26 protein-coding genes are annotated in these 23,140 nt (G+C 61.4%); 7 read left to right on the top strand and 19 right to left on the bottom strand.

What is annotated here, in order from left to right; translation table 11 throughout:
* Positions 1–31: 31 nt before the first annotated feature.
* On the top strand, positions 32–817 hold the full coding sequence (locus C5J22_RS01875) for an AraC family transcriptional regulator (protein ID WP_105436904.1): 786 nt from the start codon (positions 32–34) through the stop codon (positions 815–817).
* Positions 818–908: 91 nt separating this feature from the next.
* Here the strand turns inward: C5J22_RS01875 and C5J22_RS01880 are convergent, their stop codons facing one another.
* The 6 genes from C5J22_RS01880 to iolG all read right to left on the bottom strand — a co-directional run bounded on the left by C5J22_RS01880 (position 909) and on the right by iolG (position 6,972).
* Positions 909–1,697 carry a TIM barrel protein gene (locus C5J22_RS01880; protein ID WP_105436905.1) on the bottom strand — a complete coding sequence of 263 codons (789 nt, stop codon included), beginning with the start codon at positions 1,695–1,697 and terminating at the stop codon, positions 909–911.
* Positions 1,698–1,810: 113 nt separating this feature from the next.
* The gene (locus tag C5J22_RS01885) at positions 1,811–2,944 is read right to left on the bottom strand and encodes a Gfo/Idh/MocA family protein (RefSeq protein ID WP_105436906.1); all 1,134 of its coding nucleotides are present in this window, start codon (positions 2,942–2,944) and stop codon (positions 1,811–1,813) included.
* A gap of 10 nt (positions 2,945–2,954) precedes the next feature.
* A complete protein-coding gene (locus C5J22_RS01890; RefSeq protein WP_105436907.1) occupies positions 2,955–3,734 on the bottom strand; it encodes an ATP-binding cassette domain-containing protein in 780 nt (259 codons plus the stop codon).
* Position 3,735: 1 nt separating this feature from the next.
* Complete coding sequence (locus tag C5J22_RS01895) at positions 3,736–4,842, bottom strand: ABC transporter permease (protein ID WP_105436908.1); 1,107 nt, start codon at positions 4,840–4,842, stop codon at positions 3,736–3,738.
* A 66-nt stretch (positions 4,843–4,908) separates the two neighbouring features.
* Entirely contained in the window at positions 4,909–5,832 is a 924-nt protein-coding gene (locus C5J22_RS01900; RefSeq protein WP_105402613.1) for a sugar ABC transporter substrate-binding protein, read from the bottom strand.
* Between the two features lie 147 nt (positions 5,833–5,979).
* Entirely contained in the window at positions 5,980–6,972 is a 993-nt protein-coding gene (iolG, locus tag C5J22_RS01905; protein WP_105436909.1) for an inositol 2-dehydrogenase, read from the bottom strand.
* Positions 6,973–7,138: 166 nt separating this feature from the next.
* On the opposite strand from iolG, the gene C5J22_RS01910 reads away from it, so the two are divergent.
* Positions 7,139–8,161, top strand: coding sequence for a LacI family DNA-binding transcriptional regulator (locus tag C5J22_RS01910; protein WP_105436910.1), 1,023 nt, complete (start codon positions 7,139–7,141; stop codon positions 8,159–8,161).
* A 91-nt stretch (positions 8,162–8,252) separates the two neighbouring features.
* Here C5J22_RS01910 and C5J22_RS01915 read toward each other — a convergent pair whose 3' ends face one another.
* The 6 genes from C5J22_RS01915 to C5J22_RS01940 are packed head-to-tail and all read right to left on the bottom strand — an operon-like array spanning position 8,253 to position 15,844.
* Complete coding sequence (locus C5J22_RS01915; protein WP_105436911.1) at positions 8,253–9,473, bottom strand: M20 family metallopeptidase; 1,221 nt, start codon at positions 9,471–9,473, stop codon at positions 8,253–8,255.
* Between the two features lie 22 nt (positions 9,474–9,495).
* Positions 9,496–11,127 (bottom strand): ABC transporter ATP-binding protein, encoded by a 1,632-nt coding sequence (locus tag C5J22_RS01920; RefSeq protein WP_105437182.1) that lies wholly within the window; start codon positions 11,125–11,127, stop codon positions 9,496–9,498.
* A gap of 10 nt (positions 11,128–11,137) precedes the next feature.
* Positions 11,138–11,962 (bottom strand): ABC transporter permease, encoded by an 825-nt coding sequence (locus C5J22_RS01925; protein WP_105402607.1) that lies wholly within the window; start codon positions 11,960–11,962, stop codon positions 11,138–11,140.
* Complete coding sequence (locus C5J22_RS01930) at positions 11,955–12,902, bottom strand: ABC transporter permease (protein WP_105436912.1); 948 nt, start codon at positions 12,900–12,902, stop codon at positions 11,955–11,957. Before C5J22_RS01930 ends, C5J22_RS01925 begins: the two co-directional genes overlap by 8 nt.
* 58 nt (positions 12,903–12,960) lie before the next feature.
* On the bottom strand, positions 12,961–14,511 hold the full coding sequence (locus C5J22_RS01935) for an ABC transporter substrate-binding protein (protein WP_105436913.1): 1,551 nt from the start codon (positions 14,509–14,511) through the stop codon (positions 12,961–12,963).
* A 19-nt stretch (positions 14,512–14,530) separates the two neighbouring features.
* Positions 14,531–15,844, bottom strand: a complete 1,314-nt coding sequence (locus C5J22_RS01940) for a M20 family metallopeptidase (protein WP_105436914.1) — start codon at positions 15,842–15,844, stop codon at positions 14,531–14,533.
* A 145-nt stretch (positions 15,845–15,989) separates the two neighbouring features.
* Between C5J22_RS01940 and C5J22_RS01945 the strand changes: the two genes are divergently transcribed.
* Positions 15,990–16,724 (top strand): GntR family transcriptional regulator, encoded by a 735-nt coding sequence (locus C5J22_RS01945; protein WP_245440261.1) that lies wholly within the window; start codon positions 15,990–15,992, stop codon positions 16,722–16,724.
* 32 nt (positions 16,725–16,756) lie between these two features.
* Here C5J22_RS01945 and C5J22_RS01950 read toward each other — a convergent pair whose 3' ends face one another.
* The 3 genes from C5J22_RS01950 to C5J22_RS01960 form a co-directional block, all read right to left on the bottom strand.
* Positions 16,757–17,038: a putative quinol monooxygenase gene (locus C5J22_RS01950; RefSeq protein ID WP_105436916.1), complete on the bottom strand. Its 282-nt coding sequence runs from the start codon at positions 17,036–17,038 to the stop codon at positions 16,757–16,759.
* Positions 17,039–17,140: 102 nt separating this feature from the next.
* Complete coding sequence (locus C5J22_RS01955; RefSeq protein WP_105436917.1) at positions 17,141–17,506, bottom strand: nuclear transport factor 2 family protein; 366 nt, start codon at positions 17,504–17,506, stop codon at positions 17,141–17,143.
* Between the two features lie 127 nt (positions 17,507–17,633).
* Positions 17,634–18,011, bottom strand: a complete 378-nt coding sequence (locus C5J22_RS01960; RefSeq protein WP_105436918.1) for a nuclear transport factor 2 family protein — start codon at positions 18,009–18,011, stop codon at positions 17,634–17,636.
* Between the two features lie 69 nt (positions 18,012–18,080).
* Between C5J22_RS01960 and C5J22_RS01965 the strand changes: the two genes are divergently transcribed.
* The 3 genes from C5J22_RS01965 to C5J22_RS01975 all read left to right on the top strand — a co-directional run bounded on the left by C5J22_RS01965 (position 18,081) and on the right by C5J22_RS01975 (position 19,902).
* Complete coding sequence (locus C5J22_RS01965; protein WP_105436919.1) at positions 18,081–18,659, top strand: TetR/AcrR family transcriptional regulator; 579 nt, start codon at positions 18,081–18,083, stop codon at positions 18,657–18,659.
* Positions 18,656–19,327 carry a hypothetical protein gene (locus tag C5J22_RS01970; protein ID WP_105436920.1) on the top strand — a complete coding sequence of 224 codons (672 nt, stop codon included), beginning with the start codon at positions 18,656–18,658 and terminating at the stop codon, positions 19,325–19,327. The genes C5J22_RS01965 and C5J22_RS01970 overlap by 4 nt, the downstream gene beginning before the upstream one ends.
* An 83-nt stretch (positions 19,328–19,410) precedes the next feature.
* Positions 19,411–19,902 (top strand): SRPBCC family protein, encoded by a 492-nt coding sequence (locus tag C5J22_RS01975; RefSeq protein ID WP_105436921.1) that lies wholly within the window; start codon positions 19,411–19,413, stop codon positions 19,900–19,902.
* A gap of 85 nt (positions 19,903–19,987) precedes the next feature.
* Here C5J22_RS01975 and C5J22_RS01980 read toward each other — a convergent pair whose 3' ends face one another.
* Positions 19,988–20,467 (bottom strand): SRPBCC family protein, encoded by a 480-nt coding sequence (locus tag C5J22_RS01980; RefSeq protein WP_105436922.1) that lies wholly within the window; start codon positions 20,465–20,467, stop codon positions 19,988–19,990.
* Positions 20,451–20,807 carry a helix-turn-helix transcriptional regulator gene (locus C5J22_RS01985; protein WP_105436923.1) on the bottom strand — a complete coding sequence of 119 codons (357 nt, stop codon included), beginning with the start codon at positions 20,805–20,807 and terminating at the stop codon, positions 20,451–20,453. Before C5J22_RS01985 ends, C5J22_RS01980 begins: the two co-directional genes overlap by 17 nt.
* A 148-nt stretch (positions 20,808–20,955) precedes the next feature.
* Between C5J22_RS01985 and C5J22_RS01990 the strand changes: the two genes are divergently transcribed.
* The gene (locus tag C5J22_RS01990) at positions 20,956–21,597 is read left to right on the top strand and encodes a dihydrofolate reductase family protein (RefSeq protein ID WP_105436924.1); all 642 of its coding nucleotides are present in this window, start codon (positions 20,956–20,958) and stop codon (positions 21,595–21,597) included.
* 80 nt (positions 21,598–21,677) lie between these two features.
* On the opposite strand, the gene C5J22_RS01995 is transcribed toward C5J22_RS01990, so the two are convergent.
* Both C5J22_RS01995 and C5J22_RS02000 read right to left on the bottom strand, forming a co-directional pair.
* Entirely contained in the window at positions 21,678–22,253 is a 576-nt protein-coding gene (locus C5J22_RS01995; RefSeq protein WP_105436925.1) for a DUF308 domain-containing protein, read from the bottom strand.
* Positions 22,254–22,537: 284 nt separating this feature from the next.
* Positions 22,538–23,128, bottom strand: a complete 591-nt coding sequence (locus tag C5J22_RS02000; RefSeq protein WP_105436926.1) for a TetR/AcrR family transcriptional regulator — start codon at positions 23,126–23,128, stop codon at positions 22,538–22,540.
* Positions 23,129–23,140 lie beyond the last annotated feature (12 nt).

Consider the following 23,140-nt stretch of genomic DNA (forward strand, 5'->3'; position numbering starts at 1 on the left):
CGCCATGTTGACGTCACGGCGTTAGCATCCCATGATCATGATCATTATTGGTCCAGGAATCATGATCCAAAGTCTGAAAATTCTTCCGAAAGTCGATCGCCTAACGGCCTTCTTTGATGCGTTCGAGCTGGAAGCCTCGCTGGAACCGCCACCGATCAGCGATGGGCGTGCCCGGCTGTTTGTGATTGGAGAACCGGGCGGCCCTGCCGAAAGGATCGTCCTCCACCCACGGGGCGACACGTCTCCCGAGCCATCGGCTTTGATAACCGCGGCGGTCGATTTCGAGGGGACGCATAACCCGCTGATGAACGCTTTGCCGGACCGGGTCGTGGTCGACGTCAATGACATTCCTACCCTTCGCGACACCACGGCCGCCTTCATGGCGGAAGCGCTGGAATCGCGCTGCGGACGTAGCGCCGCCCTTAACCGGCTTTGCGAAGTCATCGTCCTACTTATCCTGAGGTCAGCGATCGACCGCGGGGCGACTGGACCGGGTTTGCTGGCCGGTCTGTCCCATCCCGCGTTACACCGGGCGTTGGTAGCAATGCATGATGCGCCAGCGCGAGCCTGGAACAGCGATGACCTTGCTACGGCTGCGGGGATGTCGCGAAGCCATTTCATGGCCCTGTTTCGCGACGTGGTCGGCACGACGCCGCAGGCTTACCTGACCGGATGGCGGCTGATTCTTGCTCGACGGAAGCTCGATAAAGGGGCGAAAGTGAAGGCTGTGGCGCGCCAGGTTGGATTTGGCAGTGCGGCCGCATTCTCTCGCGCTTTCTTTCGAAAATTTGGCGACTGGCCATCAGTCCGTTCCTAGGTGCGGGATCGAGACGCCCGCCTGTTCCTATGGTCTTCGCGCATCGACTGGTGCCGGGCGGCAAAGGCGCCAGGCGGGGACGGAAACTCTCCTAGCCGCGAAGGGTAAACGCAGCGCGAAATGCCTCGAGGGCAATTTCCGGGTCGCCCTTTGCAAAAGCCTCCATCCCGACGGGCCCGCGATAACCCATCTCGTGGAGCGCGCGCGCTATCATCGGGTAATTGACCTCGCCGGTACCTGGCTCGCACCGACCGGGTACATCGGCCACCTGCACCTCGCCGATCCATGGGAGGCAGGCACGGCAGGTTTCGATCAGGTTCCCCTCGCCGATCTGCACGTGATAGAGGTCGAGGTTGAGGCGTAAACGCGGATGGTCGACCGACGCGATCAGAGCCAAGGTATCCTCGGCACGTCCGAACGGCGTGCCGGGATGATCAACCGGCAGATTGAGGTTTTCCAGTGTGAAGACAACATTTTCCTCCTCTGCCATGTCTGCGATGCGGCAAAGCGTGTCCCTTGCCTTCAGCCACATCCGTCCTGTCACCACATCGCTGGGTCGGGCCGGGAGCCCGCCCTCGCCAAGCCCGGTTCCATGCAGGTTGAGGCGGGCGACGCCTAGCCGCTTGCCGACCATGGCCGTCTGGCGCGCGGAACGCAAAAGCTCGTCGGCGCCCTCGTCGTCTGCAAGCCGGCCGGTAAGGTAGCCATTCATGATCGAAAACGTGGCCCCCGATCTCTCCAGCCCGGCGAGATCGTGGTCCGGCCAGTTCCATAGGCCGACTTGAAAGCCCAGGTCGGCCAGCCGCGCGCAGCGCCACTCGATCGGCTTGTCGCGCCAGAGCATTTCCGCGCAGGCGGCGAGCGTGAAGGGTTGATCCATGTTTACTCTCTCGATTGCTATGGGGCGAAAGAAGATGCGTCTTCAATCAGGCCTGGCGCTGCCGCAGGCTATGTCGGCAAGCGTGCCGATGCCGATGACATCGGGCGCGCCCCTCACGTTTTCTGCCTTTCGATACGGATAACGGCGCCATTCGAGGCAGCCATGGCGTGAATGACCTTCTCGATGTCCAGCCCTTGGGCGAAATCGGGACCTGAGTTCGGACCGCCAGCGATCGCCACCAGCAGGTCGCGCGCCTCGACCACCTTCTGCTCGTTGAAGCCGAAATTGTGTCCCGGCGCCGGACAGAAGGCAGTAAAGTCCGGTTGCCCGGGTCCGGTCAGATGACGCACGAAGCCGGCCTCGCCGGCGCGGTGTACCCACAATTCGTTCATGTTCTCCTGATCGAACACGATCGTGCCGTCGCTGCCATGCACCTCCCATTGCAGCCGGCACTTGCGGCCCCGCGCCACGCGGGAGGTGGCGAACGAACCCTGCGCGCCCGACGCGAAGTGCAGGAGCGCCAGAGCACTGTCCTCGTTCTCGACCCTTTTCGGCCCATCCGGAGAGGGACGCGTGGGGATAGTGACCTGGGTCTGGGCGACCACATCGGTGACCGGCCCCATCAACGCCAGCATATGGCTCACGAGGTGGCAGCCAAGGTCGCCGAGCGCGCCCAGTCCACCACCCTCGTGAGTCATCCGCCACGACCACGGGAGGAGCGGGTCGGCCGAATAGTCTTCGTCATAGACGCCGCGGAAGGCGACCGGCCGCCCGATCGCTCCGTCGCGGATCAGGCCGCGCGCCGCCTGGAAGGCCGGGCTCCTGAGATAGTTGTAGCCGAGGATGGTCACCTGGCCCGGATATGCGGCCGCCGTCGCCGCCATCGCCTCGGCGTCTGCGAGCGTTAGCGCCATCGGTTTTTCCAGCCACACGTGCTTGCCGGCCCTGAGCGCCGCCTCGGCCATCGCGCGATGCATGCCGTTCGGGGCAGTGATCGAGACGATGTCAACCCTCGGATCGGCGACCGCTTCCTCCCAGCGCGCGGTGGCGCGGGCAAAGCCGAACTGGCGGGCACAGGCCTCGGCACTCTCCGGCGTGGCATCCGACAGGATCTCGAGCCGGTGATGCGCGCCGCCGAATACAGCGGCGACGTTGCGCCAGGCCATGGCGTGGCACTTGCCCATGAAGCCTGTTCCGATCAGGGCGACCCCGAGCGGACGCTGAGGCACTAGAGACGATTTATCCATTCGGGTTACCTCAGATCGTTCCGCCGAGCGAGCCTTCGAGCTCGGCCATTTCCTGGCCGCCGGCCATCAGGTCCTGCAACTGGGCGGCAGTGATTTCGCCGCGCATAGCGGTGCCGAGCGTCTGCCCGCGGTTGAGCACCGTGAAACGGTCGCCCACGGCAAGCGCATGGCGGACGTTGTGCGAGATGAACACGACGCCTATTCCCTGAGCGCGCACACGCTTGATGGTCGCAAGCACATTGGCGGTCTGTCGCACCCCAAGCGCCGAGGTCGGCTCGTCGAGGATCAGCACTTTGGCTCCGAAATAGACGGCGCGAGCAATCGCCACCGTCTGCCGCTCGCCACCCGAAAGCGTGCCGACCGCCTGGTCGGGGCCGCGCAGGTTGATGCCCATCTTGCGCATTTCCGCCATGGTGATCTCGTTGGCGGTGTCGATATCGAAGCGCTTGAACAGGCCCCGCCCCTTGGTCGGCTCGCGTCCCATGAAGAAGTTGCGAGTGACGGACATCAGCGGGATCATTGCCAGATCCTGGAACACCGTGGCGATGCCGGCCTCCATGGCGTCGCGCGGGCTGTCGAAGGAAAGCGGCCTTCCCTCGAAAGTGATGGAGCCCTCGGTCGGCTTGTGCACGCCCGACATGGTCTTGATGAAGGTCGACTTGCCGGCTCCGTTGTCGCCGAGCAGGCAATGGCATTCCCCGGCGAGCAGGTCGAAGGTCACGCCGTTGAGCGCGATGACGTTGCCATAGTGCTTTTTGATGTTTTCCATATGGATGATAGGGGCGGACATCTCAGCGTTCTCCGGTCACACGTCGGCGGATGACGTTGTTGAAGATCACGGCGAGCAGCAGCATTGAGCCGAGGAACACCTGGAACCAGTCCTGATCGAAGCGGGTATAGGTCAGCCCGATGGTGACCATGCCGAAGATGATCGCACCGAAGAAGGCACCGATCGCGGAACCGTAGCCGCCGGTCAGGAGGCAGCCGCCGATGACCGCGGCGATGATCGCTTCGAACTCCTTCATGAAGCCGCGGCGGGCATCCGTGGAACCGGCATCGATCACAGTGATGATGGCAACGAGCGCGGCGGCCATGGCCGTCAGCATGAACAGCGAGATCTTGACCCGACGTACGGGCACACCGGAATTCTGCGCCGCCAAGGCGTCACCGCCCGTGGCAAAAATCCAGTTGCCGGCCGGCGTGCGCAGCAGGACATAGGTTGCGACCAGCGCGAAGACGATGAACCAGAGAATCTCGACCGGGATGCCCGGCACTTTTGGCACGCCGGATTTGAAGCTGTCGACAAGACCCGCCTTTGCCAGCCATGTCAGAATAAATCCGAAGGCGTCGCCCGAAAAGATCGGCGCCAGGAAATCCCCCTCGACCGCTTCGCGGATGCCGCGCAACTGGGTGGAACCGCCGGTGAACATTTTCAGGCCGACCAGTGATGCGCCCCGCAGCACGAAAAGACCTGCGAGCGTGACGATGAAGGAAGGCAGCCCGGTGCGCAGCACGATCAGCCCGTTGGTCACGCCAAGTGCCGCGGCGAGCCCCATCGTCAATGGTATTGCGATGATGAGCGGCATGCCGACATTGACGACGAAGACGCCAAAGACCATGCCCGCAAAGGCCACCATCGAGCCGATCGACAAATCGAATTCGCCGCCGATCATCAGCATGGCCGCGGCGATGCCGAGAATGCCAAGCTGTGCGGCCGGGGTCATGAAGTTCATGATCCCGGATAGCGTGAACATGGTGCGGTCTGCGGTCAGGAAAAAGAACACGGTGACGAGAACGACCCCTCCGATCGCCCCCAATTCCGGCCGCTTCATGAGTTTCGTTGCAAAGGACTCGGTTTTGATCCGTTCGTCCGCTCGCGCCAGCGTTTCTGTCGACATTGACCTGTCTCCTGATCGGTGGCCGAGCCGCGACGTGGAACGCTGCGGCCCGGCAATCAACTGCGGTTAACGGATGCCCTTGGCCGAAAGATCGATGACCTTGGCGGCAGCCTCCTTGGTCACGAGGTTCGGTCCGGACGGAACGTCGCCACCCGGAACAAGGCCATACTGCGCATTGAGCGCGAGGAAGGCGACTGGCAGATAGCCCTGCAGGAACTGCTGCTGGTCGATCGCGAATGCCGCCTTGCCGTCCGCGATGAACTTGAGAAAACCGGCCGACAGATCGAAGGTGGAGATCAGCACGCCGTTGCGTCCAACCGCCTGCGCCGCCTTGACGCTGGGCTCGCCAACGAGCGAGGCGTTGAGTGCCAGGATTACGTTCAAGTCAGGATCGGATTCCAGCGCTGCGCGCACCTTGGCTTCGACTTCCGCCGGATCGTTGGTGGTCGGGAGCACTTTGACTGCCTTGCCAAAACCTTCCTTGAAGCCGGCGCAACGCAGGTCGAGCGAAACGTTGCCGACTTCCTGGTTTACGCAAATGGCCTTTTTGCCGCCCAACTCGGCAAGCTTCTGGCCGGCGACCTTTCCGGCGTCGAATTCCGATTGACCGACATGCAGCAACGCACCGAGCTTATGCGCGACATCCGAACCGGAATTCATAGAAATGACCGGAATGCCGGCGGCAACTGCGCGCTTGATCGCCGGACCCAGCGCGTCGCCATCAGGAATCGAGACGACGAGGCCATCGGGGTCCTGGTTGACCGCGGCGTCGATCATCTGGCCCATCTGGACCATGTCGAAGGTCTCCGGCGAGCGGAACTGGACTTTAACGCCTGTGTCCTTGGCCGCCTTTTCGACGCCGTTTTTCACCACCGACCAGAACGGATCGTTCGCCTGGCCGTGAGCCACGACGATGATGTCGGTTGCAAGGGCCGGACCCGCCATGGCGACTACCGCGGCGATGGCGACGGATGCTAATAATTTCTTCATGCTAACCTCCCGATTAAGTTCCCCTTTGGACGTCACTCCCGTACGTCCATTCCTCCGGCCAGGCAGGCCGGAACCGAAAGCCGGCGGCGACACCTCCCGTGTGCCGCGGCAATGCGTGCGCGATGGCCACGGCCATCGCGCTAATGTTTAAGGCGCCAGATCAACCGATTGGCCCGACCTTGCCGATTGGGTCGCAGCCTCGGCCATCGCCAGCGCCGCGACGCCGTCCGCCAGCGTGACCGGGATGGGGGCACCGTCGAGAATGGCGCGCAGGAAGGCATCCCATTCCGCAGCATAGGCGCGCATGTAGCGCTCGAGGAAAAAGAACTCCGGCTTGGCGCTTGTCACGCCAGCCTTCGTCGCCTTGGACACCGTGTTTTCGAGCACGTTTGCCGCCGACAGCAGGCCCTCAGCGCCCAGCAACTCGACACGCTGGTCATAACCGTAGACGGCACGGCGGCTGTTCTTGATAACCGCGATGCGCCCGTCGGCATAGGTCAGCGTCACGACGGCGGTATCGACGTCGCCAGCCGCGCCGATTTCGGCGTCGACGATCGACGTGCCAGTCGCGTGAATGGTCTTCGGCGCATCTCCCATCAAGAAATTCGCCATGTCGAAGTCGTGGATCATCATGTCGCGAAACAGCCCGCCCGACACCTTTATATAGCTGACCGGCGGCGGTGCCGGGTCGAACGAGGTAATCGAAAGCAATTCCGGCTTGCCGATTTCGCCGGCGTCCAATGCCGCCTTGATCCTCGCGAAATTCGGATCGAAGCGACGATTAAAGCCGATCATGACCGGGACACCGGTGGCCGAAGCCACGGCCAAGCATGCCTTGGCCCGCTGCAGCGAGAGATCCACCGGCTTTTCGCAGAGCACGGCTTTGCCGGCCTTTGCGGCCTCCTCGATCAAGTCGGAATGGGTATCGGTCGAGGTCGCGATCAGCACGGCGTCGATCGAGGTGTCCTTGAGGATCGCCTCGGAACTCAGTGCCTTCGCACCATAGGAGCTGGCCAGAGACTGGGCAGCCTCTTCGTTAACGTCCGACACGGCGACCAGTTCGCTCCTGGCATGACCGGCAATATTAATGGCGTGCACGCGGCCAATGCGGCCGGCACCCAGCAGTCCAATTCTCAGCACTGATATCCTCCTGAAAGCGGCCTCCCGCCGCCTTGGAATGGACTATCTCTACATTTGCTCGCGCGAGCAAGAAAAATCTGCTCTCGCGAGCAAAAAAGATGGGATAAACAAAAAAGGCGCTATCAATGGAGGCTAAACCAATACAAAACAGAGGCGGGAGATCGGAATGCCAAACGAAAAGAGACACCCTTTTGCCGAAAACGTCACGGCGGACGATGTCGCAATCGCCGCAGGCGTGTCGCGCTGGACGGTCAATCGCGCCTTCCGCAAGGATGCATCCATCTCGCCGAAAAGCCTCCAGAAGGTGATGGTTGCGGCAGAACGCCTCGGCTATCTGCCTGATCTGCGTGCCGCAAGCCTTGCCTCGGACCGATCCAACCTGGTAGCGCTGCTGATCGACGACTTCGCCAATCCGCACAAACTGGTCATGATGGAGCACCTCACCCGTATCCTGCGGCGCGAGGGCTGGGATATCCTGCTGGTAAATACGCTGAACAGAGACGATGCAGGCCATGCGCTCTTGAATGCAAGCCAGCGGCGCGTCGACGCAGTAATCCTGATCGGCATCCAGTTTGACGACGACGTACTGGAAACCGCGCTCCAGGCTCGCCGCTTCCGCAAGCTGATCGTCTTCGCCCGCAGTTCGGAGAATCCGAACACTATCTCGATCGCGGTCGATGATGTCGGAGCAATGACCGAACTGGCGCGTTACGTGCATCAACGTGGATATCGACGTCCTCTATTCCTTGCAGGGCCGCAAAGCTATTCGGCACATCTGCTCCGGAAAGAAACATTTCTCGAATACTGGGGAAAACATTTCTCGTTCCGACCCGAGTCGGTGACGGTTCCTGCCTACGATCCCGCGCTGGCCGGAACTATCGTGATGGAAACGTTAAGCCATCGAGGGCCATCAGACTTGCCGGATGTTATCGTTTGCGAGAATGACGCCCTCGCCATGGGGGCAAGCGACGTTATCCGGCACCAGCTGGGACTGGAAATTCCCAAGGATATTGCCATTACGGGCTTCGACGACGTGCCCCAGGCGGACAATCCAAACTACCGCCTCACCACCTATCGGCAGCCCCTTACGGAAATGGTTGAATGCCTCGTCAAGGTCTTGGCGGATCCGGAAGAGCGGGATCTCAATCGTCTTTTCACGGGAAGATTGATACCGCGACACAGCGCTTAGGGACTAGCTTGAGAGTAAGAGGCGCCGGCGGACGCCATGGCGTCCCGGGCGCATGCGATACGGCGATCGAATTCCGCCCGGGAGAACATGGTCAGGCAACCTCGCAGATATCGAGGATGGTCAGCATGTAGACGCGGATCATGTCGAGATAGTCGACGATGTCAACACGCTCGTCGGGCATGGTGTTGTAACGGCCGCCGGGGCCGCACACGATGCCTTCCATGCCCAGCTCCTTGTAGAGATGGCCGGCATCGGTACCGTAGAACCGGGTTGGCGTGATCGCGCCGGTCGGCTGTTTTTCGCCGCGCACGGCTTCATAGGCCGCGTTGATCGACTTGACGATGCGCGATGTCGGCGAGACCTCGAAGGGCGGCATCAGCGGGCGCCCCTCGATCAGTTCCGGAACCAGCTTTGCCTTGAGGCCGGGGAAGCGGCCTTCGAGAGCCACCAGTTCCTTTTCGAGATCGGCCAGCACGCCCTCCTGCGTCTGCCCCGGCGCATAACGGCACGAGCCCTTGAGGCGGACGAAATCCGCGACCTGCGGCGGGCGCCATTCTTCGAGACCGCGCCCGAGCGCACCATGGACGACGCCGACATGGCCGCGGTTGATCGACCGGTGCACGTCGCTCCTGGCGCCGCTGAAGGTCATGGCGTTGATGCGCGGGATGATGTCGCAAGCTGCAGCGATCGCGTCGACGGATTCCTCGCGCTTGGAGAGATGGCGCGTGTCGCCGGTCAGTTCGATGACGTAGCTGAGAGCTGCCGCATGCATGGTGACGGCGACGAGATCGCTTGGCTCGCTGTTGATGAAATAGTCCGCCTTGACGCCGTGCCTGATCGCCGCAAGCGTGCCGACGCCGCCCTGCAGTTCGCCGACCACGAAGGTCAGGATAACGTCGCCCTTGAGCCTGACGCCGGCATCGAGCAGCGTCTTGACCGCGCAGAAATAGGCGGCATCGCCGGCCTTCATGTTCGACACGCCGATACCGTAGATGAACTTGTCATCGACGAGGCCGGCATAGGGATCGACCGTCCAGCCTTCGGTGACCGGGTTGGTGTCGAGATGACCGTTGAACAGCAGGCTCTTGCCGCCGCCGGCGCCCCTGAGACGTCCGATCGTGTTGAAGCGGCGGCCTTCGTCGAACGGCTGCAATTCGGCTTCAACCCCGATCTTTTCCAGTTCGCCGGCCATGTAGCGCGCAAGATCACGCTCGCCATCGGTTTCCGAATGGCTCTTGTGCTGGACCATCTTCGACAGGAAATCGATGCAGGCTTTTTCGTCGATCCGATCCACCAGGGATTTCGGGTCCATTGTCATACTCCTTGATGCATTGTCATAGGTATTGGCCGGCCGCGCGCGGCACCGCCTCGATCAGGCGGCGGGTATATTCGGCGCGATCCTGGCTATCGATGTCTGCTGCGGGTGCGATCTCGACGAGATTGCCGCGATACATCACGGCGATCCGGTGAGCGATCTGGCGGATAAGGTTGAGGTCGTGGGTAATGAACAGGTAGGCGGTGCCGCTGGCCTTCTGCAGTTCCAGCAGCAGCTGGACGATGGACGCCTGCACCGATACGTCGAGCGCCGAGGTGATCTCGTCGCAGATCACCAATTTCGGCTTGGAGGCAAACGCACGGGCGATCGCCACACGCTGTTTCTCGCCGCCCGACAGCTGATGCGGATACCGCTGGGCATGGGTGCGCGGCAGGCGCACTTGCTCCAGCATGTCGCCGACCTTCTGGTCGAGATGAGACGCGTCCCCGAACAGCTTTAGCGGCCGCGACAGGATTTCGCTGATCTTCTGGCGGGGATTGAGCGAGGCGTCGGGGTGCTGGAAGATGATCTGCACGTCCTTGCGATAGGCATTGTCCATGTCGCCAAGGTTCCTGATCTCGCGACCGTCGAACCAGATCTTGCCCTCGAAGCGGTTGAGACCGGTCATCGCTTTTGCCAGGGTCGACTTGCCGGAGCCGGATTCACCGACGATGCCGAGAATTTCCCCCGGATTGATGCTGAGGCTGATGGCATTGTTGCCAGCAACGCGTTCGTTGGCGCGGCCGGTCAGCGCCGCCAGAAACGGCTTGCGCCCATAATGGACACTGACGTTTTCGATACGCACCAGCGGCTTGTCCGCGTCAACGACAATGTCGCCAACCAGCCTGCGGGCCGGATCGGGAACCGCCGCGATCAGCTCGCGGGTATAATCCTGCTGCGGATTGGCAAAGATATCACGCACCGCACCCTGCTCTACGATGTCGCCGCGACGGATGACGGCGACGCGGCTGGCCGTGCGCGACACCAGCGCCAGATCGTGGGAAATGTAGAGCGAGGCGACACCGGTCTCGGCCTGCAGTTCCACGAACAGGTCGAGGATCTGGCATGAGGTGATGACGTCGAGCGCCGTCGTCGGTTCGTCGAAGATGATGCATTCGGGATTGCACGCAAATGCCGATGCGATGACGACGCGCTGCTTCTCACCGCCCGATGCCTCGTGCGGCATGCGGTTCATCATCGCGGCCGGCGTCTTCAGGCCGACGCGGTGAAGCATCGCCTCGCCTTCCTTCCAGGCCTGCTGCCGCGTCAGCCCGCGGTGACGGACCAGCACTTCGGCGAGCTGCGTGCCGAGCGACAGGGTCGGGTTGAGCGACGTGCTCGGATCCTGGAACACCATGCTGATGCGCCGGCCGCGAAAGGCCTCGATCTGGGCATCGGTCTTTTCGAGAAGGTTCTCGCCGCTCAGCAGGATGCGGCCGCCTGGTTCGCGCGCGTTCTTGGGCAGATAGCGCATGATCGACCAGGCAAGCGAGGTCTTGCCGGAACCGGATTCACCGACCAGGCCGAGGATTTCGCCCCGGTGGACGGAAAGGTCGATGTTCTTGAGCGCATGGAAGACGCCGGAGGGCGTGTCGTAATCCAACGAGTAATTCTCGATCGCGAGAACCGGAGTTTCTGGTTTTGTTGTCATGATGGCGGCCTCAGGTTCGCGGATTGAGGGCATCGCGAAGACCGTCGCCCAGAAGGTTGAAGCCGACGGCGACAACGGCGATCGCCACACTCGGCCAGATCAGGATACCGGCACTCAGATGCATGTAGCGGCGCGCCTCCGAGACCATCAGGCCCCATTCGGCCGCCGGCGGCTGTGCACCGAGACCGAGAAAGCTGAGCGTCGCAAACAGCATGACCGCAAAGGAAATGCGGATTGTCATCTCGACGATGATCGGCGCAATGACGTTCGGCAGCATTTCCCGCAGGATGATGTAGGCAGAGCTTTCGCCACGAGCGACCGCCGCATTGACATAATCCTGCTTGCGCACCGACAGCGCGACGCTGCGGGTAATGCGGGCCATGCCCGGCGCGAACGCGATGGCAACGGCGATCAGTGCGTTGACCGTGCTGGACCCCAGGAGGTTGACCACCAGAAGCGCAAACAGCAGGCTCGGGATCGACATGACGGCGTCGATGGTGCGCATGATCAGTTCGTCCGCCCGGCCGCCGAGGAAGGCGGAGGTGGTGCCGACGAAGGCGCCGAGCAGCGTGCCGGCGATGGTTGCGAGCACGGCCATGACGACGGTGGCGCGGGCGCCGATCAGCAGGCGGCTGAAGATGTCGCGGCCGTATTGATCAGTTCCCAGCCAATAGGCAGCGCTCGGGCCCTTGTATCGCGTAAGCGGTGCAAGAGTTTCCGGGTCGTGCGGCGCGAGCATTGGTCCGAACAGCACGATCACCAGCACCAGCAGAACAAGCAACACGCCGATCGCGCCCTGCGGCGTGCGCAGGAGGCGTTTGATGAAATCAGTCATACTGGATCCTCTTGTCGAGCCAGGCATAGAGGATGTCGGCGATGAAATTGACGATCGAATAGGTGGCCGCCATGATCAGCACGCCGGCCTGGATGGCCGGCAGGTCACGCGCCTGGATCGCCACGATCAACTGGCGGCCGATGCCGGGAATGGTAAAGATCTCTTCGACGACAATGACGCCACCGAGCAGGTAACCCACATCGAGCGCAACGATGGTGATGGTCGGCAACAGCGCATTGCGCAGCGCGTGGCGACGCAGGACTTGCCCGCGTGAAATCCCCTTCAGCCGGGCGGCGCGGATATAATCGGTGTGCAGCACATCGACGAGTTCCGAGCGAACCATCCGCGAGACGTGGGCGATCAGGATCACCGAAATGACGCAGACCGGCAGGACCAGATGCGCGATGCCGCTGGCAAAATTTTCGGTGAGCGGCACATAACCGGTCGGCGGCAACCATTTCATCAGGTCGGCGAAGACGAGGACGGCGACCGTTGCGGTGACGAATTCGGGTAGCGCCACGCCGGCATAGGAGATCAGGCTGACGACCATGTCGGCGATCTTGCCGCGACGGACGGCGGCGATGATGCCGAGCGGAATGGCAAGAACCAGCATCAGCCCGATCGACAGGAAGGCCAAAAGCAGCGACCGCCCGAGCGCCTCGAACATGACCGGGCCGACGGGCTGGCCGGTGCGCAGCGAGGTGCCTAGATCGCCCTGCAGCACGTGACCGAGCCACGCTGCATATTGCTGCCACACCGGGGCATTGAGCCCCATGTTTTCGCGCAACGCCGCGAGGGCGTCCTGTGTCGCATTCTCGCCCAGCATCATGACGGCGGCATCGGCCGGCAGGATCTGGGTGATGGCGAAGACGATGAGCGATACGATGAAGAGCGTATAGACGATCATCACCAGCCGCTTGGCTATATAGTTCGGGGACACGGTCGTGTTCCTTGTTCCACCAGCCGGACGCCCAAAGGGCGCCCGGCATTGTTCGGGGTCAGCCGCGCTTGGGCGCCTTGTCGGTCAGGGAGGCGTAATCGAGGCGGAAGACCGAGGCGCGCGGATGCGCCTGATAACCGCTGACCCAGCTACGCTTGGCCGACAGCACGTCGAAGAAGGACGGGATGATCGAGGGCACTTCCTCGTTCATCAGTTCCTGGGCCTTGGTGTAAAGCTCGGTACGCTTGGCCGCGTCGATCGTGCCGCGAGCTTCGGCGACCAGGGCGTCGAAGACCTTGTTGTTCCAGCGAGTCTCGTTCCAGGAGGCATCCGAAGTATAGAGAAGCTTGAAGATTCCGTCCGGGGTCGGCTGCATGTTGTAGAAGCCGACGTAGAAACTGCCCTTCTTCCACACCTGCTCCAGATAGGTGGCATGTGGCATCGTCTGGACGTTGATGGTGATGCCGGCTTCCTTGGCCATTTCCTTGAGGGCGACGGCAAGCTGGGTGCGCACCGCCGGGCGGTCGGAGGCGATGAGCGTCGCTTGCAGGCCATTCGGGAAACCGGCTTCCGCAAGCAGCTTCTTGGCTTCTTGGATATTCTTCTGGCGCTGTTTGGCAGCCTTGAAGAACTGGTAGGACGGGTTCAGCGGCGTGTCGTTGCCCGGCGTGCCAAATCCTTCGGTAACGAAGTTGACCATCGCCTCGCGATCGACCGCGAGCGCGATCGCACGGCGGACGCGCGCGTCGTTGAACGGTGCGGTGTCGCAACCGAAGTTGATGTTGCAGAACTGGCCGGACGGCGTGCGCAGGACCTCGACCCCGTCATTGCCGTCAAGCCGCAGGTATTCGGTCGGCTGCAGCGTCGAGATGATGTCGACATTGCCGGCGATCATCGCCGAGCCTTCGGCGGAGATATCCGGGAATACCTGGACCTCGATACGATCGAGATAAGGGCGGGCCGGGTCGTAATAGTTCGGGTTGCGTTCGACGACGATCAGGCGGTCCGGCTCGTAGGATACCAGCTTGAACGGGCCGGTGCCGACAGCCTTGGTGGAGAGGCTCTTGAGATCGCCGGTGGCGATCGAGGCCGGAATGATGCGAGCGTTGGTGTAGGCCATGGCGACCGGCAAGTCGGCATAGGCGCCGGAGAGCTTGAACAGCACGGTCGTATCGTCGACGGCGACGATATCGGAGATCGGGCCGACATTGTTGCGGCCGGGCGACGCGGTTGCCGGATTAAGGATTGCCTTGAAGGTGGCGACGACGTCCTTTGCCGTGAACGGCGAGCCGTCATGGAAGGTGACGCCCTTGCGCAGCTTGAACGTCCATTCGGTCAGTCCGTCATTGGGCGTCCAGCTTTCGGCCAGATCCGGCTCGACCGACATGTCGACCTTCAGGCGCGTCAGGTTGCTGTAGAGCAGTTCGGTCACCAGGTATTCCGGATTGACGCGGGTCAAAAGCGGATGGATGACGCTTGCAGCCTGGTCAACGGAGATGCGCAGCGTGCCGCCCTTGGCCGGCTTTGCGGTCTGCGCCAGGCCAAGCGCCGGTGCAGCAAAGACGGCGGCGGTGCCGGCGAGGAAGAAGCGACGTTTCATTTCCAGCATTTTTCAGTTCCCTTATGGTTCAGGCGCGGTTTTCAGGAATGGCGTCGGCGGCGAAGTCCGCCGCGAGATAGGCCAGTATGCTTTTCGCCAAGGCGATGATGTCCTGACGGGTGGTATGCTCTTCAGGACTGTGGATGCAGCTTTCCGGGCGGCCGAGCCCGCCCAGCAGCACCTCCTGTGCAAAGCCGGACTTCTGCACGTAGCCGAAATCGGAGCAGCTTGCGGCGCCCCATTTTTGAAAGTCTTCCGGCTTGTAGCCGAAGCCCAGCGACAGCGCCTTTTGCCAGCGTGGCCAATGCGGACCTTCCGGATCGTTCGTCGGGATAAGGTGGCCGACAAGATCCATCTCGAACCCCAGCCCCGTGTCGGCAACGCTGTCGCGGATCACGCTTTCGATCTCGGCGCGCGCATCCTCATAGCTTTCTTCCGGAGCGTAACGCCGGCTTACGAGAATCTTGATCTCCGCCGGCACCTGTCCGCCGGCGGTGCCGCCGTTGACGGCCGAAATCGAAAGCTGCGGTCGCAGCGGACCTGACGCGTGCGGCGGCGGCGTCAGTGCGGATGCCCGGCTTGCCACGTCCGGCTTCAATGCCATCAAGGCATTGAGCAAGGGCAAGGCACCTTCGATAGCATTGATGCCGGCGCCGGTGCGATTGCCTTCGCCTGCATGAACGGCGTGCCCCCTGATCGTCACCTGCAGATGGAAGACGCCGAAGCAGCCCGCCCAGATGCGCGGCGCCGCGGACCCGTTGAAATTGAGGATATGACCTTTCAACTTGCCCTGCTCCGCCAGATAGCGAATGCCGGGATATAGGCCCCCTTCCTCATCGGTGCACAGCAGCAGCATCGGATCGTAATAGAGAGGCAGCCCGCATTTTTTGGCGGCGCGCAACGCCAGCAGAGTTGCTGCGATCGTGCCCTTCATATCCGCTGCGCCGAGCCCAAACAGATCGTCACCCTCGACCGTCAGTTTCAGCGGATCGCGTGCCCAGCCAGGCGCGGCCGGGACCGTATCGACATGATAATAAAGACCGCAGACAGGCTTTCCCGTTTCGCGGGCGGCAATGAGGTTGGCCCGCTCGCCGGATGCCGGCCCACCGGCCACGTACCAAAGATCACGCGGCACGACGACCCGCTCAAACGCAAACCCCAAGGGCGAAAGGAGTTCGGCCATCAGATCGGCAAAAGCGTCATAGCCCAGACCCGGCGGGAATGAGGTGTCAACTTCGATCATCCGGGCCAGATCATCGACAGCAACCTCGACATCCCGCTCAATCGCTGCCATGGCAGGTCCAAGGATCTGTTGCGAAGAAGGTGGCTGCGGCGCGTTCATGGCAGTGTCCTCGGTACCCGTCGCGCCAGCCTCCCAGCTTGCGCTTTAATATAAACTATATAGTAATACTGCGTAGATCGAGACCCCGAGTCAACTCCAAAGAAGAGGCAAATCATTGCCGGAACTGCCCAATAATTCATCAGGAGTGATCAAGTTGACGGAATTGTCGTTGCCGCTCTATGAAGTGGTCAAACGACAGATCACCGAAGCGATCATGCTTGGCAAACTGGAACCGGGTGCGGTTCTGCCGAGCGAAGTGGCGCTGTCGCAAACCTACGGCGTGGCCGTGGGCACGATCCGGCGGGCGCTGATGGATCTCACCAATGACGGCCTTCTCAGCCGCCGTCGCAAGACCGGCACCGTCGTGACCGGCCGCAAGCCGCAGCACAGCCTGCGCCTGTTTTTTCAGTATTTTCGACTGCACGGGCTGGATGGTTCGCTCAGCAAATCGGTCACGAAGGTGACTTCGCTCGACAGGAGCGCTGCTTCCGCTGCCGATGCGCGAAAACTTCAGATCGACGAAGGATCGCCGATCGTCACTTTCCACAGGGTGCGTTACGTCGACGAGCGGCCGATCATGCACGAGACACTGACGCTTTCCCGCGAACGGGTCCCCGACTTCCCGGAAACGCCGGAGGAAATCCCTCAGCTCTTCTACCTGCATCTGCTGGAAAATTATGGGATCCGCATCTCGGCCATACGCGAGCAGATCGGTGCCGACCTTGCGGCCGAGTGCGATGCCCATTGGCTGGACCTGAGCCGGCCAGCAGCGGTCCTAACGATCGACGAAGTGGCCTATGACCAGATGGCTGTACCGGTTTTGATTTCAGCGCACCGGGCAACCACCGCCAACCACCGCTATGTCAACGAGGTGCAGTAAGGCGGTGTCTTCGCAGTCGACATGGCTGGTCCTCAGAAAGGTTTTTCGGCCTTGTCCGCGCGATAGAGGCTCACGGCGACCTCTCGAGGTTTCCCGCGCGGCCCCTTCGCGATCTTGCGCCAGGCGTCCAGCGTGGTCTGGTCGCGCCAGCATTCGAAGAGGTTGACGCGCTCCTGATCGACCGCGTCCGCGCTTATGGAGAAGTCGAGACAGCCGTCATACGCCCTCGCGCGTTCGACCATGCCCCTGAAGGCTTCCACGGTGCTGTCCCGCTTCTTGGCATCGGTGCGGGTGTAGCCGGCTATGATGATCATGGGTCTACTCCTCCTTTGGGCTGGCGCCTTGCTCGGGCAGCACGCCGCAGTGCGTGGTCCTGGATAGCGACCCGCTGGGATCGCCGGTTCGTGATCGGAACGTCAGCCCCCCTTCACGTACCCCAGACCCTCGATGATCTTTCCGTCCCGGACGCGCATGATGTTGACGCCTCGAACCCGGTCCGCTTCGCGATCGCTCCAGCGAAGCTGCCAGCGGACGATCCCGCGATCGCCCATCACGAAGATTTCCTCAGCTTTGAAGACAAGGTTGGCGGAGGACGCAACACCCTTCCAGAAGGTGAGGCAAGCCTCACGTCCTTCGTAGCGCGCTCCATCCGGGGCCGGCGCCGTATTTTCGAGAACACAGCCGTCGCCGATGAGATCATCAAGGTCTTCGGGGCGATGCTTCTCAAATGCGTTGTGGAAGCGTTCCACGATTTGGCGGGTAACTTTGCTGTCACTGGTCATTTCTCACCTCATAGAGCGATGGAGCCGCCGTCGATCGCCTGCGTGTGGCCGATGATGAACCAGGCTCCGGTTGAACAAAAAATGAAGATGATTGCGACTCTCGTTCGTCTTGTCGTCCTTGCCACAACTACTCAGGCAAGGGCGCCGACTGACCGGGTATTTTGGCATAAGCCAGGGCTTCGACGATCCGACCGTCACGGACACGGATCAGGCTGACCCCGCGCAGCGAGCCGCCGTCGCCGAAATGGAAGCGCCAGCGGATGTTGGCGCGATCACCCATCACGAAGATTTCTTCCGACTCGAAGCGGTTGGCGCGGTCGGCCGCCATGGCCCGCCAGAATGCCAGATTCACATCGTAGCCCTCGTACCGGGTGCCATCCGGTGCTGGCTGGATCGACTCCATGACGCAGTTCTGGCCGATGATGTCATCGAGGAGTTCAGGATCGTGCTCCTCAAAGGCCCGATTGAACCGGTGAACGATTTCAGATGTTTTGCCGATTTTCATAATATCCTCCTATACAGACAGGTCTGTCTGTAAGTTGCAATATACAGACCTGTCTGTTATAGTCAACCGATGGATCAGAAAACTTCTCTCAACCCTCCCGAAACAGGTTCCGCACGGCGCCGTTTGCTCGACACTGCGACCCGGCTCTTTTACCAGGGAGGCATCCACGCTGTCGGCATCGACCGCATCATCGCGGAAGCCGGCGTGGCCAAGGCGACGTTCTACAAGCATTTTCCGTCGAAGGATGACCTCGTCGTCGCCTATCTCGAAGAGATAGACCGGCTCGGGCGGGCGGCAGTGGCCGCGCTTCCGAAGCAACCGCCTCGGAAAATGATCTCGGCTATCATGGGGCGTATCAGCGAAGCTGTGACCGCGGGAGGCTGGCGGGGTTGTCCGTTCCTCAACGCGGCGGCCGAATACCCCGATCCAGCCAGCCCTGTGCGGCAGGCGATCAATGCGCGCCGCGTTTGGTATCACAACAGCCTTAAAGACCTTCTCGCGGAGGACGGTGATCCCGCTCCTTCCGTCACCGCTTCCCTCCTCGTCGCGCTTTCTGACGGCCTGCTGGAAAGGGCCTATCTGGATGACGCCGAAAGCGTCCCCGCCCTTGTCCGCGAGGCGGTGGCGAGACTGCTGGACCGCCGATGAGCGCCGCTCGCAGCCCAAGCAGCACCGGCCTGCGCCAGTTTCTGGATCTCCAGCTCCAGCACGATTGGATGGAGGGCAAAACGATGCTGCGCGACGCCGACGAGCGCTTGGAATCCCTCGAACTGCGTTTCAAGTATATCGCGCGATTTGAGAAGCTGCTGCGCCGCCCACAAGCGCCGGAGGTTCTGGAGATCCTCAGGCGCTACGGCCGCGACTGCATTCCCATCCCGCGCCGGACCGAGCGATATTATTGGTCCGTTTCCTGCCTGCCCTCGACGGCGGGCAAGGCTCTCATTCGCATCAATGCGAGCTGGATGGAGCTGTTCTCGCTCTATGCAGACGGCGAGGACATCCGCGCGCTTTTCGTGGTGCACCTTTCCGATTTCACCACCGATCGTTCGCTCGATCACGGCCGGGTGGACGAAGCTTTTCTTGAGAGCAGTGTCGTGACGCCGGAAGATGTCAGCTATTTCTTCCCCCGCGGCGAGGACATGTTCGGCATCAAGGTCCGCGGTTTCTCCTCAATCAGCAAGTTCCTGACGACGCGCCGTGCGTTGCAGGCCATCCGGGCTTTCAACCTCACGCACATGAACCGGGGCCGGAACGCCTATCAGGCAAGCCATTGCTACAGCCTGGCGGATCACATGCTGAGCGATGAGCAAAACTGAATAACCGCCCAGGACAGACCCTTGGCTGCGAAGAGGAGCCAGCCATATGAAATAGTGTTTTCGCTAGATAGTGGGAGAGAGTGATGAACAATCCTCAGATCACGCGTATACCGATCGCCAAGACCGGAATGCTCGTCCGCAAGCCGGTCGAGCATGTGTTCGAAGCGATCGTGAACCCGGACATCACGACGAAATTCTGGTTCAGCAAAGGTAGCGGAAGGCTGGAGACTGGTAAGGCCGCCAAGTGGGATTGGGAGAGCCACGACGTCTCCATCGAGGTCACGCCGAAGGTCGTAGAGCCCAACAAGCGCGTCGTGATAGAATGGCCCGGTTATAGCGGCCCGACGACCGTGGAATGGACGTTTCAATCCATTCCGGATGGTACGACTTTTGTACGCGTCCAGGAGTCCGGATGGACGGGAGATGCCGATAAGCTCATGCGCTACGTCGCTGATTCCACGCAAGGCTTCACGCTTTTGCTTGCGGGGTTAAAGGCATGGCTTGAGCACGGTATCCAGTTGAACCTGACGCTCGATCGTTATCCGAAGGGTATCGAAGACCAACAGTTTGAATGAGGCCGAGCGGAATTGGTCGCGGCGGACGCGATTACAGAATCTCAGAATTTTACCTCCGCGAAAGGGCATTTTGAGAAAGATCTCGTCAGCCCTCTAGCCAAGCGGCGAGGCCGTCCAGCGTCTGCAGCCCGTATTCCACCGCGCCGAAGCCGATGACCACCTGACGCCGCTTGGCGCTGGGGTGGAGTTGGCGCATTGTCAGCACGGTCTTGCCGTCGGCCTGCTCATCGAAGGTCACCGTGGCGCGGAAGCGATCGGGGTCATCGGGGTCGGGCGTGCCATAGTCCATCACGATCCGCTCGTTCGGCACGATCTCCAGAAAGCGCATGAGGTTCGGGAAGCGCTGCTCCTTGCCTTCGAACACGCCCACCATGTCGAACCGCCAGACCCCGCCCTCGCGGATATCGGCTTCGTGGGTCTCGATGCTGAGGCCGGCCGGGCCGTACCATTCGCCAAGCGCCTTGGGGTCCATCCAGGCGGCAAAGACCTTCTCGCGGGGGTGATTCAGCAGCTTCACCAGCACGATTTCGCGGTCGAGCGACCATGTCTCAAACAGGCTTGCCATGTCCTTCACCGTCCTCTTCGGTTTTTTCCAGGTAAACTTCGAGCCGATCCAACCGCTCAGTCCAGCGCCGGCGCTCCGATACCATCCAGTCCGCCGCCTCGTCGAAGCGCGCCTGCACCAGCCGGCACCAGCGGCTGCGCCCGCGCTTCTGGCTGACGATCAGTCCGCAATCTTCCAGCACCTTGAGATGCTGGGCGAAGGAGGGCAGTGCCATGTCGAAAGGCTCTGCCAAGACGCTGACCGGCACCTCGCCCTCAGCCAGCCGCGATACCACCGCGCGGCGGGTCGGGTCGCTGAGAGCATGAAAGGCGAGGTCGAGCGGAGTCGAATGGTAAGGCATGCGACTTATTAAAACAGCCTGGGGTTCCGGTCAAGAACAGGAAGGCACTTGCCTTACTGTTCGGCCTTAGATACAAAGGTACATACCTTAGTATCCGGCCCCACTTGATAATGAGGCGGTTATGCAGCCACTCACAAGGAGGACTCCAGTGGTAGTTCGTGTCGACCTCATGATCTCGCTCGATGGTTTCGCGACAACGACGGACCAGACGCCCGAAGCCCCGTTCGGCGAGGACTGGCCGCGTCTCGTCGGAGCATATGCTGCAACGCGAACGTTCCGCGAGCGCGTGCTAAAGGATACGACGGGAGCGGGGACCACAGGTGTCGACGACGAATACGCGAAGGAGTATTTCGATAACGTGGGTGCCGAGATCATGGGTGCTGGCATGTTCGGACTCCACAACTTTCCCGATGATCCGAACTGGCGTGGCTGGTGGGGCGGCGAGCCACCGTTCCGGGTTCCGGTCTTCGTCCTTACTCACAGGCCACGGCCTTCCTTGGAGATGGCCGGCGGGACGACTTTTCATTTCATCGACACCACGCCTGCTGATGCGCTCCAGCGGGCTGTTAGTGTAGCGGGCGGCAAGGACGTGCGGGTTGGCGGCGGCCCCACCATCGTTCGCGACTTCCTCAGGGCGGGCCTTGTCGATCGTCTTCATGTTGCCATCGCTCCGATTTTGCTGGGGCGCGGCATTCGCCTGTGGGACGATCTGCGCGGCTTGGAAGCTGGCTGTACAGTCAAGGCAGAAACGGCACCGAGTGGCACCGTCCACCTGACCTTCCAACGCTAGCCGCTCGCCTGTGACCTCGGCGATTTGCGAAGTGGATGTTCGAGGATGCACCTGTTCAGCAATCGGCAGGCACAACCGTGTCAGGCACTCTTCTGCCGCATATGACTGACGGTGAGCCAAACGGCTGAGACAAGAAAATAGAAGGCACCGAGACCAGCATAACCCGCAACATTGGCAATCGAAGGTGTGTCGGGCTTCAGCGCTTGCGCGATGAAGAATGTGCCCGCCACGGCGGACTGACCGCCGCTCAGGATCATTGCCCACTGTCCCCCGCTTGTTTTCCACCGCCGAACCGCTGTGCTGAGCTGCGACAGGCCGGAAAATATTGCCCAGAGACCGAAAACGCCAAGCACCCAGTTCATGCTCATTGTGAGAGCGACGACGACCGCAACGGTCATCACCGAACTGACCGCCACGTTGATCGCCTGGCTCCTGTTATGTGCCAGACCGCCGTTTCGTTTGGCATCGACGTAGTTGGCGGCAGCATCCCAGGCGGGATAGATGATCAGCAAGACCGCCGCTGCGGAGAAGGACTGGCGGCCAACCGTCAATGCTGCCGCGACCCAGATGACGGAGAAGGCGGCTCGCGCAAAATAGTATCGCTTCAACCAATAATCCTTGCCGTTCACGGCGAAGCTCGTTTGGTAGTGTGCCATGGTGAAATCCTTATCTGATTTGAATAAGTTGGCTTACACGCCGAGTTGTATTGGAGATCGCAACCAGCCGGTCGAACCGGTAGGGCGGGCCGATCCGACCAGCGACGACGATGTGGTTTACATTGAGGGAACCACGCCATTCTTTCCGACAAGGAGCTGGTGAGCGACGAGGCCGGTTGCTGCCTTCTCGGGGAGAATATTCTTCATCATGCCAATCCTTCCTACTAGTTGGTAGTTTTCTTTGCCGTAGAAATCCGCCGGGCGGTTTGTCTCCGCCCGGAACGTTATTGGACGACCGCTGGAGACAGACGCTCCAGAGTGGGCGCCAGAATGGCGGCAAACATTTCCGGAGCGCCGTAGGCACGCGCGGACAGCATAGCTCCGTGGACGGATGCCATGAACGCTTCCGCTTCAACGCGAGGCTCGCTCGAAAGCCTCAAAGCCCCCTGCTGTGAGCCGCGCTCCATGACCGAGGTCAGCCACGTCGAGACAAAGCGGAAAAAAGCTCTTACTTCTGCTGCGACTTCCGGCGGTAGAGACGGCAGCTCGCTCGCAAGCAGAGCGCAAACACAAAAAGGCCTGCTCGCGTCCTCAATGCATTGGGCCCAATAGCCCGCGTAGATCTTGAGGAGTTCGAGCGGGTTCTGCACGTTCTGCTCCAGCGCCGCCACGCCTGCCTCCCCCTCCTCACGGTATCGCTGTACAAGCGTGCGAACCAAATCGACCTTGCTCGGAAAATGGTGATGGATACTGGCCTTCCGGATTCCAACGGTCTCAGCGATATCGGCATAGCTAAAACCGTTATAGCCTCCGCTCATGATCAAGGTTCGCGCAGAAGCAAGGATTTCGTCGGCGGTTGTCAAAAGGTTGCTCATTCCTTTTGTCTA

It is taken from the genome of Neorhizobium sp. T25_13 (assembly GCF_002968675.1).
GTDB lineage: Bacteria > Pseudomonadota > Alphaproteobacteria > Rhizobiales > Rhizobiaceae > Neorhizobium > Neorhizobium tomejilense.